The 14,308-nt window shown below is 70.3% G+C and carries 8 protein-coding genes; 4 read left to right on the top strand and 4 right to left on the bottom strand.

Annotated features, from left to right (window positions below; genetic code table 11):
• Window positions 1–525: 525 nt before the first annotated feature.
• The 3 genes from ABD830_RS07735 to ABD830_RS07725 all read right to left on the bottom strand — a co-directional run bounded on the left by ABD830_RS07735 (window position 526) and on the right by ABD830_RS07725 (window position 4,252).
• Window positions 526–2,304 (bottom strand): bifunctional metallophosphatase/5'-nucleotidase, encoded by a 1,779-nt coding sequence (locus ABD830_RS07735; RefSeq protein WP_344985771.1) that lies wholly within the window; start codon window positions 2,302–2,304, stop codon window positions 526–528.
• Between the two features lie 126 nt (window positions 2,305–2,430).
• Entirely contained in the window at window positions 2,431–3,096 is a 666-nt protein-coding gene (locus ABD830_RS07730) for a response regulator (RefSeq protein ID WP_344985770.1), read from the bottom strand.
• Complete coding sequence (locus ABD830_RS07725) at window positions 3,089–4,252, bottom strand: sensor histidine kinase (protein ID WP_344985769.1); 1,164 nt, start codon at window positions 4,250–4,252, stop codon at window positions 3,089–3,091. Before ABD830_RS07725 ends, ABD830_RS07730 begins: the two co-directional genes overlap by 8 nt.
• Before the next feature lie 132 nt (window positions 4,253–4,384).
• Here ABD830_RS07725 and ABD830_RS07720 point away from each other — a divergent pair, with 132 nt between their 5' ends.
• Together ABD830_RS07720 and rpoB are read left to right on the top strand one after the other, a co-directional pair.
• Window positions 4,385–5,404: a hypothetical protein gene (locus tag ABD830_RS07720; RefSeq protein WP_344985768.1), complete on the top strand. Its 1,020-nt coding sequence runs from the start codon at window positions 4,385–4,387 to the stop codon at window positions 5,402–5,404.
• Between the two features lie 162 nt (window positions 5,405–5,566).
• Entirely contained in the window at window positions 5,567–9,022 is a 3,456-nt protein-coding gene (gene rpoB / locus ABD830_RS07715) for a DNA-directed RNA polymerase subunit beta (protein WP_344985767.1), read from the top strand.
• 73 nt (window positions 9,023–9,095) lie between these two features.
• Here rpoB and ABD830_RS07710 read toward each other — a convergent pair whose 3' ends face one another.
• Window positions 9,096–10,715, bottom strand: a complete 1,620-nt coding sequence (locus ABD830_RS07710) for a phospholipase A2 (RefSeq protein ID WP_344985766.1) — start codon at window positions 10,713–10,715, stop codon at window positions 9,096–9,098.
• A 393-nt stretch (window positions 10,716–11,108) separates the two neighbouring features.
• Between ABD830_RS07710 and ABD830_RS07705 the strand changes: the two genes are divergently transcribed.
• The gene (locus tag ABD830_RS07705) at window positions 11,109–12,614 is read left to right on the top strand and encodes a serine/threonine protein kinase (protein ID WP_344985765.1); all 1,506 of its coding nucleotides are present in this window, start codon (window positions 11,109–11,111) and stop codon (window positions 12,612–12,614) included.
• A complete protein-coding gene (locus ABD830_RS07700) occupies window positions 12,614–14,089 on the top strand; it encodes a serine/threonine-protein kinase (protein WP_344985764.1) in 1,476 nt (491 codons plus the stop codon). The genes ABD830_RS07705 and ABD830_RS07700 overlap by 1 nt, the downstream gene beginning before the upstream one ends.
• The last annotated feature ends 219 nt before the right edge of the window (window positions 14,090–14,308 follow it).

The following is a 14,308-nucleotide window of genomic DNA, read 5'->3' as shown; positions in this document are numbered from 1 at the left end:
TCCGGCATCGACACGCGGGCGGAGGTCGTCGACTACTGGCAGGGCCAGGACACCTTCGTCGACGGGCTGTCCCAGGAGACGTGCCGCGACTTCACCCACACCGGGTACGGCCGGGTACGGCCTGGCGGCGACCGCGCACATCGCCGAGATCGCCAGGATCCAGGGGCAGGACCTCTACCCGGAGATCGCCGACCGCCTGTGGCACGCGCTCGGCCTGCACGCCAAGTACCAGCTCGGGGCGGCCGTTCCGGCGTGGCTGTGCGGCGGGAGCCTCACCCTGGGGCTGGGGCCGGTCACCGAGGTCGGCTTCAACGCGCTGCACAACCGGATGGGCATCGCGATGAGCAACACGCAGGCCCTCACCGAGCGGCAGCGCCCGGCGGGCACCAACAGCCTCTTCGTCGCCTGGGAGACCCTCACCCACGCCGGCAACCCGAACTAGGCGAGCCCCCGGACGTGCCCGCACGATGAGAGCGCCGCCTGCCTGTCCGCCTCCCTCCAGACGGACAGGCAGGCGGGCGACTCTCAGCTCGCCGTCGCGGTCACCCGGTCGAGCGCGGGAGGCGCGACCGTCCCGTCGGCCTGGAAGTAGGCGCGGAAGGCGTCGTAGTCGCGCGAGCACCGCACCGGGTCGGTGAAGCCGCTCAGCGCGCCGAACCCGTCCGCTCCGATCAGGGTGTACGCCAGCGCCGCCACCCGGTAGGTCCGCGTGGTGTCCAGCGGGGCCCCGCCGATCAGCACGTCCGCGGGATCCACCCGGTCACCGACCGGCCGCGAGGCGTCATAGGAGTAACGCACGCCGGACGAGACGGCCAGCGGGCTGAACCGCACCGTGCCGTCGGCCTGCGTCTGCCACTGCTGCTCCAGCGCCTGCTCGAGCTGCTGCCCGGTGAGGGAGACGGTGAGCACCGGGTTCGCGTAGCCGAACGTGGCCCAGGCCTCTCCGAACAGCACGGTCCCGTCCGCGTCCGCGGCGTTGCTCCCCTTGGCGAAGCGCAGATCGCCGCGCAGGCTGTTGGAACCCTTCAGCGGCGCCGTCGCCACCAGCGCCAGGTCGACGGGTCCGCCCGCGGTGCGCACGGCGTCCGCGTACTCCACGTCGGCGACGAGGTTGCCGAGCGCGCTCTCGCCGTCGGCGGCGCGGGTCCGGGTGATGTCACCGCTGATCCTGCCGACCGGCCGGGCGTACGTCTGCGCGCCCCTGGCCTTCCAGTGGTCGACGAGCCGCGCCGCCGCCGGGTCCGGGGTGACGTCCCGGGTGACCGGGTGGTTCACCGAGGTGGTGGTGGAGCGGATGACGTCTCCCGTGCGCGGGTCGATCTTGAGGTTGATCTCGTTGATCAGGCGTCCGTGGTTGGCCGCCTCCACCACCGGCCGGGGGTTGCCCGCCGGGTCCGGGATCACGCAGTTGAACAGCGCGTGCCAGTGGCCGGTGACGATCGCGTCGATGTCGGGGGAGGCCTGCCTGGCGAAGTCGAAGGCGGGCCCCGAGGGGTTGCTGCCGCAGCGGTCGTAGACGTCTCCCGCGGTCCCGCCCTCGTGCATGTTGACCACGATGGCCTCGACACCCTGGCGCTTCAGCTCGGCCGCGTATCTGTTCGCGGTCTCCACCAGCGGCAGGTTGTCCAGCGCCGGCTGGTAGGACGTCGAACCGGTGACGGTGGTCGGGGTGGTCAGGTTGATGAAGCCGATCCGGACGTCCTTGCCGCCCGGCGCCTTCGCGTGCTTGATGACGTACGGCTGGAAGATCGGATCGGTGGAGCCCTTGGCGGTGATGTTGGCGGAGGAGATCGGGTAGTCCGCGCCGCGGAAGCGGCGGCCGGTGGAGTCGGTGAAGCAGCTGTCCACGTCCACCTGACCGAAGCAGCGGCCCTTGCCCATGTGGTCGCGCAGGAACTCGAGCGGCCGGTCGAGCTCATGGTTGCCCACCGCGGAGAACTCCACGCCGATCGAGTTGAGGAACTCGACGGTCGGCTCGTCCTCGTGGAAGGCCACCTCGGTGGGCCAGCCGCTGAAGTCGTCGCCGGTGGTGAAGGTGATCGAGTTCTCGTGGCCCTGCCTGAGGTTCTTCAGATGCGTGGCGATGTACGGGGCGCCGCCCACCACGATGCTCCTGCCCGCGGCGTCCTTCACGGTGCCGTTCGCGGCGTCGTTCTGCGGGGTCAGGTAGCCGTGGAAGTCGGTGATGGACAGGAGCTGGACGTCCACGGGTAACTGCGCGGCCTGGGCCGTGCCGGTCGGCAGGACCATGATTGCGGAAATAGCCGTGACCGTCGCCCAGCGCCGGAGGTTGCTCTGCTTCATGGGTACCTTCACTCGCTCTTGCTTGCTGGCCGCGGTATTCGATCACGGACGTGTGACGTACGTCGAGCCCCTGATCGCCGAGCAGGTGAAGAGCTGGGGAAAGGCGGGGAGTCCGAGGACCGGCGGCTAACGGCCTGACGCGTCGTGGACGACGAGGGCGAGCTGGACGCGGTTGTCCAGGCCGGCCTTGGTGAGGATGCGCGAGATGTAGCCCTTCACCGTGCCGACGCTCATGTGCAGCTCGCGCGCGATGACCGCGTTCGGCTTGCCCTGGCCGACGGCCAGCGCCACCTCTCGCTCACGCTCGCTGAGCGTGCCCAGCAGGCGCCGGGCGTCGGCCTGCCGCCGGCTCTCCTCCTCGGGCACCAGGTGAGCGATCAACCTCCGGGTGACGCTCGGCGACAGGGTCGGCTCGCCGTTCGCGACCCGCTTGACGGCCTCCACGATCCCCTCGGGCGGCGTGTCCTTCAGCAGGAACCCGCTCGCGCCCGCCCGCAGGGCCCTGAACACGTGCTCGTCGGCGTCGAACGTGGTCAGGATGATGACCTCGGGCGCGCCCCGGCGGCTGCGCAGCCGGCCGGTCGCGTCGATGCCGTCGACGCCGGCCATCCGGATGTCCATCAGCACCACGTCGGGGGAGTGCTCGCCCACCGCGGCCTCGACCTCGCCGCCGTCGGCCACGGCGCCCACCACGAGCAGATCGGGCGCGCCCTTGAGCATCAGCGTCAGCCCGGCACGGACGAGCGCGTCGTCGTCGACGATCAGCACCCGGATCGGAGCGGCCTCACTCACTGGGCCATGGTAGCCGCGCCAGCAGCCGGAATCCGTCGCCGCTGCGCCCGTGCTCCAGACGCCCGCCCACGAGCGAGACCCGTTCCTCCAGCCCGGCCAGCCCCGCCCCGGCCCCCGTCGAACCGAGTCCCACTGCCGCTCCGAGCGGGTTGCGCACCTCGATCGTCAGCTCGCCGCCTGCCGTGCCCGACAGGTGCACGGTGACGGGCTCGCCGGGCGCGTGCTTGCGGGCGTTGGTGAGCCCTTCCTGCACCACCCGGTACGCGGTACGCCCCGTCGCCTCCGGCAGGCCGGCGAGCCGTACGCCATGGTCGTGCAGCTCGACCCGCATCCCCGCCTGCCGCGACTCCTCGACCAGCGGCGCCAGCCCCTGATGCGGTTCGGCGGGCTCGGCCGAGGAGCCGTCGCGCAGCACGGAGACGACCGTGCGCAGCTCCTCCAGGGCCTGGTGGGCGTTCGAGCGGATGACGCCGGCCGCCTCGGCGACCTCGCCCGGCGTCGCCTCCGCGTTGAACTCCAGCGCCCCGGCGTGCACCGCCAGCAGCGAGAGCCGGTGCGCGAGCACGTCGTGCATCTCGCGGGCGAGGCCGAGCCGTTCGGCGCGGCGCGCCTCCTCCGCGCGCAGCCGCTGCTCGGCCTCGGCGCGGCGGGCGCGTTCCGCCAGCGACAGCATCAGCTCGCGCCGGGTCCGCGCCAGCATGCCCCAGCCGGTGAGCGCCCCGCCGATCAGCACCGCCACCAGCGCCCACACCAAGTACGGGGCCAGGCCGGGCGGCCGCAGCGCGAATCTGACCAGCGTCGCGGCCACCCACGCCGCGCCCACCACGGCGGCGGCGGGCGGGCGCCGGTAGACCGCCGCGATGAGCGTGGCGATCCCCGCCGCCACCGACGCCGCGGCGGCCGGCACGGACAGCGCGATGACGCCCAGCCCCGCGGCGACCGGCCACCTGCGGCACAACCACAACCCGGCACAGGCCAGCGCCCCGCCCACCACGTCGACCGCCAGATACCAGCCGGGCACGCCCGGAGCCAGGTCTCCCCAGATGACCGCGGCGGCGCCGGCGAGGGCCATCACGAAGTTGCCTGTGCCGGCCGTCCAGTCGCGCCACGACCGCATCCAGCCGGGTCGCACGTCCTGCATGCGGGCCACGAACACAACCGCAGATCGTAGCCGCCGCCCCCGGCCCCCGGTAGACAACCAAAGTCAGCCCCGGCAGGTGACCGAAGTGGCCACGGACCGGCCTTCCGGCAGCAGCGGCCGTCCCCTCTCCCCGAGGAGTGTGGAGGCATGGTCACCTCCAAGGCACGCGGCCGGTGGGTCGCACTTCTGCTGGCCGTGCTCACCCCGGTCGTCGCCGAGTTCACGTTGGGCAACCCGCCACTCCGCCAGGCGTACCTGCTGCTCCTGTGGGTGCCGATCTACGGCGCGGGCGCGGTGCTGGTGCGCGAACTGGTGTGCCGTTCGGGGCGGGGCTGGGTGGCGATCCTGCTGCTCGGGGCCGCGTACGGGATCGTCGAGGAAGGGCTGGCGCTGCAGGCGCTCACCAGCCCGACCCTCTACGGCGTGGCCGGCTGGGCGCCCAGGGTCCTGGGCCTGAACAGCGCCTACGCCGAGCTGAACATCCCCTACCACGCGGTCTTCAGCGTGGCCGTGCCGATCCTGCTGCTGGACCTGATCTTTCCCGGGCTGCGCCGCCGGCCGTACCTGGGACGGGTGGGACTGGTGACCTCCGGGGTGGTGTTCGTGCTGGGGGCCGTGCTGCTGCGGTTGATGGTGGCGGCCGTCATCGACCCCGGCTACCAGGCGCCGCTCGCGGTCGTGATCGGCTGCCTGCTGGCGGTCGCGCTGCTCGCCGTGATCGCTCTGCGCCTCACCCCGCGACCCACCGGCCCGTCGCCGGTCGCCGGGGGGCCGCCGCCCGGGCCGCTGTTCGTCGGCGGGTTCGGCGGGGTGGTGGTGCTCGGTTATCTGGCGCTGCTGTTCCCGTTCGGCGGCGCCGAGCACCCAGCCTTCACGCGGGGCGGTTGGGTGCTGGTGCCGATGGCGGCGGCGGCGGTCCTGGCGGTGGCGGCGGGGTGGCTGCTCAGCCGGTGGACGAGGGGGCAGGCGTGGGGCGACCGGCACAGCCTGGCCCTGGCGAGCGGCGCGCTGGTGGCGCACACGGTGTTCGGGGTGATCGCCAACGGAAAGACCCCCACCGACCGGCTCTCGCTGGCGGCGCTCGGGGTGGTCATGGTCGGCCTGCTGGCCCTGCTCGGCCGCCACACCCGGATCGATATTGACGAATTCGCTGCGCGTGTGAAATAGTGGCCTTGGCAGCGAGGTTGACACTAATAATAAGTGTGGACATTGTTTTCTCCTTTGCGTTATGCTGCTCATCCGCGCTGCCTTTCCCACGCCCCGGGTTTCGCCGGGGCGTTTGGCGTGCGCGCAGTTCGATTCCATCCGTGCTGCCCGGAAGGACATCTGTTGACAGCCTCGCGCAACGCCTCCGCCGTACCCGCTGGTCCCCGTCGCGTCTCTTTTGCGCGCATCCAGGAGCCCCTCGAAGTTCCTGACCTTCTGGCCCTGCAGACCGAGTCTTTCGACTGGCTGCTCGGAAACGAGAAGTGGAAGGCCCGGGTTGAGGCGGCTCGCCAGGCCGGGCGCAAGGACGTCCCGACCCAGTCGGGCCTCGAAGAGATCTTCGAAGAGATCAGTCCGATCGAGGACTTCTCGGGGACCATGTCCTTGTCGTTCCGCGACCACCGGTTCGAGCCGCCGAAGTACTCGGTCGATGAGTGCAAAGACAAGGACATGACCTTCTCCGCCCCGATGTTCGTGACGGCGGAGTTCATCAATAACACCACTGGTGAGATCAAGAGCCAGACGGTGTTCATGGGCGATTTCCCGCTCATGACGCCGAAGGGCACGTTCATCATCAACGGCACCGAGCGTGTCGTGGTCTCGCAGCTGGTCCGCTCGCCTGGCGTCTATTTCGAACGTACTGTCGACAAGACGTCCGACAAGGATCTCTTCGGTTGCCGGGTCATCCCGTCCAGGGGTGCCTGGCTCGAGTTCGAGATCGACAAGCGCGACAGCGTCGCCGTGCGGGTCGACCGCAAGCGCAAGCAGCCCGTGACGGTGTTCCTCAAGGCGCTGGGATGGACCAACGAGCGGATCCTCGAGCGCTTCGGCCAGTTCGAGTCCATGCGGGCCACCCTGGAGAAGGATCACACGGCCGGCCAGGATGACGCGCTGCTGGACATCTACCGCAAGCTGCGGCCGGGTGAGCCGCCGACCAAGGAGTCGGCGCAGACTCTGCTGGAGAACCTGTACTTCAACGCCAAGCGGTACGACCTGGCCAAGGTCGGCCGTTACAAGGTCAACAAGAAGCTGGGCGTCGACGCGGAGATCACCCAGGGCACCCTGACCGAGGACGACATCGTCTCGATGATCGAATACCTGGTCCGGTTGCACGCCGGCGAGACCTCCATGGGCGAGGCCCTCGTGGAGGTCGACGACATCGACCACTTCGGCAACCGTCGCATCCGCAGCGTCGGCGAGCTCATCCAGAACCAGGTCCGCCTGGGCCTGGCCCGCATGGAGCGCGTCGTCCGCGAGCGCATGACCACGCAGGACGTCGAGGCGATCACGCCGCAGACCCTGATCAACATCCGCCCGGTCGTGGCGTCGATGAAGGAGTTCTTCGGCACCTCGCAGCTGTCGCAGTTCATGGACCAGACCAACCCGCTGGCCGGCCTGACGCACAAGCGGCGGCTGAACGCGCTGGGCCCCGGCGGTCTGTCCCGCGAGCGGGCGGGCATGGAGGTCCGCGACGTGCACCCGTCCCACTACGGCCGGATGTGCCCGATCGAGACCCCTGAAGGCCCGAACATCGGCCTCATCGGCTACCTCGCGTGCTTCGGCCGCCTCAACGCCTTCGGCTTCGTCGAGACTCCTTACCGCAAGGTCGTCGACGGCACGGTGACCGACCAGATCGACTACCTGACCGCCGACGAGGAAGACCGCTACGTCAAGGCGCAGGCCAACTCGGCGCTCAACCCCGACGGCACCTTCGCCGAGGCGCGCGTCCTGGTCCGCACCAAGGGCGGCGAGACCGAGTACGTACGCTCCGCCGAGGTCGACTACATCGACGTGTCGCCGCGCCAGATGGTGTCGGTGGCCACCGCGATGATCCCGTTCCTCGAGCACGACGACGCCAACCGGGCGTTGATGGGCGCGAACATGCAGCGGCAGTCGGTGCCGCTGCTGAAGAGCGAGGCGCCGCTGGTCGGCACCGGCATGGAGTACCGTGCCGCGACCGACACGGGCGATGTGATCAGCGCCGAGAAGGCCGGTGTGGTCGAGGAGGTCTCCGCCGACTACGTCACGGTCATGAACGACGACGGCACGCGGACGACGTACCGGGTGGCCAAGTTCAAGCGGTCCAACCAGGGCACCGCGGTCAACCAGAAGCCGATCGTGGCCGAAGGTGACCGGGTGGAGGCCCACCAGGTGCTCGCCGACGGGCCGTGCACCGACAAGGGTGAGATGGCGCTCGGCAAGAACCTGCTCGTGGCGTTCATGCCGTGGGAGGGCCACAACTACGAGGACGCGATCATCATCTCGCAACGGCTGGTGCAGGACGACGTGCTGTCCTCGATCCACATCGAGGAGCACGAGGTCGACGCCCGCGACACCAAGCTGGGTCCTGAGGAGATCACCCGGGACATCCCGAACGTGTCGGAGGAGGTGCTGGCCGACCTCGACGAGCGCGGCATCATCCGGATCGGCGCCGACGTGGTGCCGGGCGACATCCTGGTCGGCAAGGTCACCCCGAAGGGTGAGACCGAGCTGACGCCGGAGGAGCGGCTGCTGCGCGCGATCTTCGGTGAGAAGGCCCGCGAGGTCCGCGACACCTCGCTGAAGGTGCCGCACGGAGAGGAGGGCAAGGTCATCGGCGTGCGCGTGTTCAGCCGCGACGAGGGCGACGAGCTGCCGCCAGGGGTCAACGAGCTGGTCCGCGTCTACGTGGCGCAGAAGCGTAAGATCACCGACGGTGACAAGCTGGCCGGCCGTCACGGCAACAAGGGCGTCATCTCCAAGATCCTGCCGGTCGAGGACATGCCGTTCCTGGAGGACGGCACCCCGGTCGACATCATCCTCAACCCGCTGGGCGTGCCCGGCCGGATGAACATCGGCCAGGTCCTGGAGATGCACCTGGGATGGATCGCCGCCAGAGGCTGGGACATCTCCGGGATCGAGGAGGCCTGGGCCGAACGGCTGCGCGACAAGGGCTTCGCGAAGGTGGCCCCCCGCACCAGCATGGCGACCCCGGTCTTCGACGGCGCCAACGAGGAGGAGATCGTCGGCCTGCTCGCCCACACCAACCCCAACCGCGACGGTGACCGGATGGTGCAGCAGAGCGGCAAGGCCCAGCTGTTCGACGGCCGCAGCGGTGAGCCGTTCCCATACCCGATCGCGGTCGGCTACGTCTACATCCTCAAGCTGCACCACCTGGTGGACGACAAGATCCACGCGCGGTCGACCGGTCCTTACTCCATGATCACTCAGCAGCCGCTGGGCGGTAAGGCCCAGTTCGGTGGCCAGCGCTTCGGTGAGATGGAGGTGTGGGCGTTGGAGGCGTACGGCGCCGCCTACGCCCTGCAGGAGCTGCTGACGATCAAGTCCGACGACGTCCTGGGCCGCGTGAAGGTCTACGAGGCCATCGTCAAGGGCGAGAACATCCCCGAGCCCGGCATTCCGGAGTCCTTCAAGGTCCTCATCAAGGAAATGCAGTCCCTGTGCCTGAACGTCGAGGTGCTCTCCAGCGACGGCATGTCCATCGAGATGCGCGACACCGACGAGGACGTCTTCCGCGCCGCGGAGGAGCTCGGCATCGATCTGTCCCGGCGTGAGCCGAGCAGCGTGGAAGAAGTCTGATCCGCTACGGACATCGGAAGGGCCGGACGGCGGGCGATCCAGCCATCCGGCCCGGCACGCTCAGGTGCGGTCGTCAGTGTGTGGCGTTCGCGCCGTTCTTGGGGTTGCCCAGGCGAACCCCTTGGCGGTAGACGAAGGCCCAGCGCTTGCAGACGGTGCGGACGAAGATGTTGTACGCGTTGCAGGTCCAGTTCTTGAGCGTGTGGTAGAACACGTCGTCGACCTGGGACTTGCGATAGCGGTCGAGGTAGTAGCGGTAGTGCTTGTAGGTGTTGCCGATCAGCCCGTAGCCGTAGTCGTGCATGTCGCAGGCCGGCCGGAAGTCGAAGCCGGTGGGACGGTCCGGGGCGTTGGTGCAGTGGTCGTAGTCGATGCCCATGACGTAGCGCTTGCTGGGCAGTTTCCGCCACAGCGGTTTGCGCCAGCCGTAGTGGGCGACCCAGGACGCGCAGCCGGCCCTCTGGTAGTACAGCCACTTCCAGGCGTCGTTGCAGTACGACGGGTACGCCTGCGGGTTGGAGACGTCGCCGGGGAGGAAGTCGCCGGGGTCGGGCGCGGTGGCGTTGGGGTCGTTGATCCCCTTCGCGCCCTGGATGGGATCGCCGCCGGCCGGCCGCGACGTGTCGGTGGCGGTCGCGGTGGGGGCGGCGGTGCCGCCGGCGAAGGTCAGCTGCCAGCCGCCGTCCGTGGGCGAGTCGATCGACGTCAGGCGCCCGACCTGGTCGTAGGCGTAGGTGGACGCGGGAGAGCCGCTCAGACTGGGGTCGGCCACGGTGCGCAGCAGGCCGTTGGCGTCGTATCCGTAGCTGGCGACGGTCTGCGGCGCCTCCGTGCCGGAAGTGAGCGTGATCTGCTTGAGCCGGCCGGCGTAGTCACCGAAGGAGGACGTGGTGGCCGTGGTCGACGTGGCGTAGGTGACCGTCAGCGTTTCCTCGGGGGCCTCGCCCGCGGCCGGTTCCTTGACGGTGCTGACGCGGCCCTGGGCGTCATAGGCCACCGTCGAGGCGCCGTAGGCGGTGTTGCCGGTGGCCGTCACCCGCCAGGTGTCGGTGCTCTGCAGCCCGTCGATCTTCGTCCAGCTGTAGGTGAGGCCGAGCTCGGCGTTGCTCTGGGAGAAGTTGTCGTCCCCCGCCTCCGTGGCGCCCTTGTCCATCGCGATGGCTTCGGAGATGGAGGTCCGCATCGCCCCGGCCGCCGAGTCCCACCGGGTCGTTTCGGTGATCTTGGATCCGTCGCCGCTCTCGTAGCGCTGGATGCCGCCGCCCTCGGGGAAGGAGATGCTGCTCTTCAGCGTGTAGCGGGTCGTGGTCCCCTCGTCGAGCTCGGTGACCACGATGGCGCCGCTCTGGACGTCCAGTTTCCTGTCGAGCATTCCGCCGAGGAACTCGGCCTTCCAGCCCGGGCCGAACACCGCCATCTCGGGCCGGGAGGCGGGGGCGGACTGCGGTCGCGCGAGGTCGCCGCCGCCGGTGGCCACGCCGTGCGTGCGGCCGATCGACCCTGCGGGCACGTCCGATTCGTCGAACGTGAAGGTGTCGGTGTCGGAGAAGTACAGACCCGGACCGACCTGCTGGACGGCGTCAGGGTCTTCGGCGGCGGTGGCGGTGCCGACGGTGGTGGTGGCGGAGGCTGCCGGGGAGAGCAGGGGGAGTAGCACCGCCGCGATGGTGGCGGTGAGCGTTAATCGGCGCACCAGGGCTCCTGAATTGTGTGGGGGGTGATTAGATCACCTGGACAGTAAGTGATCCGAACACCCTCGACAAGGGCCTGGACAAATCTTTCAACCGGTGTTCAAATCACCTACGGAGCTGGGCGCTGAAGCGGATGGCAATTTGTAATCCGCGCAGGTCATCCCGTTTGTGTGGAGAAATTGTGGCGACAATATAGCGCCCGCGCGGATAATGGGTCAATTATGCTTTCGCGGTCGCCGGGTAAGGCGCCTTATGAGATGCGCCGTCCGCCGGCGGGGCGCCCTTGTTCGGGCGCGTGCCCACCGTCCCGTACGGCGCGGTTGACGCAACTGGCGCACCCGGTCTGACATTTCCCGCTATGGTGCCGAAGATCCCATACGCTTGGCAGGAGTCCCATGACGCACGTCGAACCTCTACGGGAAGGCGACCCCACCGGTGTGGGGCCCTACCGGATGTTGGGGCGTCTGGGCGCCGGCGGCCAAGGGGTGGTCTACCTCGGTCAGGCGCCCGGCGGCAGGCGGGTCGCGGTCAAAGTGCTGCGCGAGGGGCTCGCCGACGAACGCTTCGCCAAGGAGATCGACGCGGCGCGGCGGGTGGAGCCGTTCTGCATCGCTCAGGTGCTCGACGCCTCGCTGGGCGGGCGGCCGTACATCGTGACGGAGTACGTCGAGGGGCCCTCGCTCCAGCAGGCCGGCCGCCACGCCGGTGCCGACCTGCAGCGGCTCGCGGTGGTGACCGCGACCGCGCTGGCGGCCATCCATCAGGCGGGCATCGTCCATCGTGACTTCAAGCCCGCCAACGTGCTGCTCGGGCAGGGCGGCCCCCGAGTGATCGACTTCGGGATCGCCCGGTCCGTCGAAGCGGGGCCGACGGGTGCCAGCAGCATCGTGGGGACGCCGGCGTACATGGCGCCGGAGCAGCTCGCCGGCGAGCGGATCGGGCCGGCCGTGGACGTGTTCGCGTGGGCGTCGGTGATGGTGTTCGCAGCCACCGGGGTGCCCCCGTTCGGTGACGACTCGCTGCCCGCGGTGATCAACCGGATTCTGCACAACGAGCCGCAGGTCGGCGACCTGCCGCAACCGCTCCGGCAGGTCGTGCTGGCGTGCCTGGCCAAGGATCCGGCGCGCCGGCCGGCCATGCGGGACGTGCTGCTGTGGCTCCTGGGCGGACAGGCGCCCGCGCATCCGTACGGCGCCGACGGCGGGAGACTGTCCACGGCACCCGGGCGGCGGCGGCGCGGGAGCAGGACGGCGGTCGTCGCGGGCGTCTCCGGGGTGGGGGCGCTGGCGGTGGCGGGCGCCGTCGTCTGGGGGGCCACGAGCGTCTGGGGTTTCCCTTTCCCGAGCCCCCAACCGAGTACGCAGCCGTTGGCCCTCACCTCCGCCGGGACGCCGACCTCGAAGAAGCCGCCGACCCCGAAGACGCCGGCCTCGACGAGCACGCGCCAGCGCCCGAAAAAGACCAAGAGCCCGTCTCCCGCGAAACCGGTGACCACCCCCACCAAACCGACCACGAAGCCCACCGCCAGGCCGACGCAGTCCGTTCCCAAACCGGCGACCTCGTCGGCGAAGCCCTCATCGGGCGGTGGTTCCGTGCGGATCCCGCGGGTCTGGGTCATCGGTCCCCGGCACGCCGACACCCCTGAGTGCCTGTTCGGACAGAGCAACACCTTCGGCATGGTCGAAGGGACCAAGCTGGGCACCACGTTCCGCTACGAATGGGTGCTGGACGGGCGGGTGGTGATGCGCTCCGAGGGCACTCTCGCCGAGTCCCACACCCACCAGGTCGTCGGCCCGCTCGTGAAACCGGACGGCTCCCACAAGGTCACCCTCCGCATCACCTCGCCCGCGACGGTGTCGAAGACGCTCTCGTTCACCATCTGCCCGGACGGGAGCGAGTGATGGACCCCCTCCTGCCGGAAGACCCCCCAGCCGTGGGGCCCTACCGGCTGCTCGGGCGTCTGGGTGTGGGCGGCCAGGGGGTGGTCTACCTGGGCCAGGCGCCCGACGGGCGGCGGGTCGCGGTGAAGGTGCTGGCGGACGGCTTCGCCGGTGACCACCGCTTCGCCAAGGAGATCGACGCGGCGCGGCGGGTGGAGCCGTTCTGCATCGCTCAGGTGCTCGACGCCTCGCTGGGCGGGCGGCCGTACATCGTGACGGAGTACGTCGAGGGGCCCTCGCTCCAGCAGGCCGGCCGCCACGCCGGTGCCGACCTGCAGCGGCTCGCGGTGGCGACCGCGACGGCGCTGGCGGCGATCCACCGGGCCGGGGTGGTGCACCGTGACTTCAAGCCCGCCAACGTGCTGCTCGGGAGGGACGGCCCGCGGGTCATCGACTTCGGCATCGCCCGCGCGGCCGGCCATTCGCTGACCGTCACGAGCAGCATCGTCGGCACGCCCGCCTACATGGCGCCCGAGCAGCTCACGGGAGCTCCGCTCGGTCCCGCGGTGGACGCCTTCGCGTGGGCGTCGGTGATGGTGTTCGCCGCGACGGGAAGGCCGCCGTTCGGCAACGACTCGCTGCCCGCGGTGATCCGCCGCATCCTCCACGACGAGCCGGACCTGGGCGGCCTGTCCGGCCCGCTTCGCCCGATCGTGCTGTCCTGCCTGGCCAAGGACCCCGCCGCCCGGCCCGCCATGCAGGACGTCCTGCTCCGGCTCATCGGCGCCCCGCCCACCGGTACGGCGGGCACCCTGCCGGGCCGTCGAGGCGGTGCGGCGGGTCGTCCCGCGAGCCGCCCGCGCTGGAAGGCGATACTGGTGGGCGCCGGGGCGCTGGCGGCGTCCGCCGCCCTGGTGGGCGGGGCGATCCTCTGGATGCCCGCCCCGGAGACGACGGCCGCGCCCACCTCCTCGGCCGCCGCCCAGGGCGCCATCACGACGCCCGGCGCCCCGGCCGAGAAACCGGACGCCGGCAGGACGCCGGGCGCGACCCGCACACCCAGCGCTCCCGCCAAGAGGACGCGTCCCACCAGGACCGCCAGCCCGAAGCCCACCGCCACCCGCACGCGATCGACGCCCCGAACCACGACCTCCCCACGCAGGACCACGACCACGAAGGCGGCCGCGGCGACCGTACGCCTGGTGTCGTTGACGCTGGACGGGCAGCAGACCGGAGACAACTGCTGGTCACCGAGTCTCTTCCCCGTCGCCCTGCTCAAGGGCCCGTCGGGCAGGCAGGTCGAGTACGGCTACCGCTGGGTCGTGGACGGCGAGGACGAGGGGTGGAAGACGGACTGGGTGACCGGTACGACCAAGAACCAGCGCAACCCCTTCGGAGCCTTCGAGCCGGGCCGGCACACGATCGTCTTCCACCTGCTCACCCCCTCCAGGGCCACCAGGAGTGTGTCCTTCACGGTCTGCGAACGGTACTCCTAGGCCGGGGACGGGACGGCGGGCGGCGCGCCGGGTGAGGGCGATGGCGGCGAGGATGACGAGCCCGCCGGCCATCGGCTGCCAGACCCCGAGCACGACCATGACGCCCGCGAAGCCGAGGCCGAGGCCCGCCACCCGGCCGGAGGTCGCTTTCTCGGTGCGCAGCAGCAGGAAACCGGGCAGTCAAGGTTTGAGCACGGAGGGAGCGTAGCGGTAGGCACC

Source organism: Nonomuraea helvata, assembly GCF_039535785.1.
Taxonomy (GTDB): Bacteria; Actinomycetota; Actinomycetes; order Streptosporangiales; family Streptosporangiaceae; genus Nonomuraea; species Nonomuraea helvata.
This window is presented reverse-complemented; position numbering and strand designations above follow the sequence as displayed.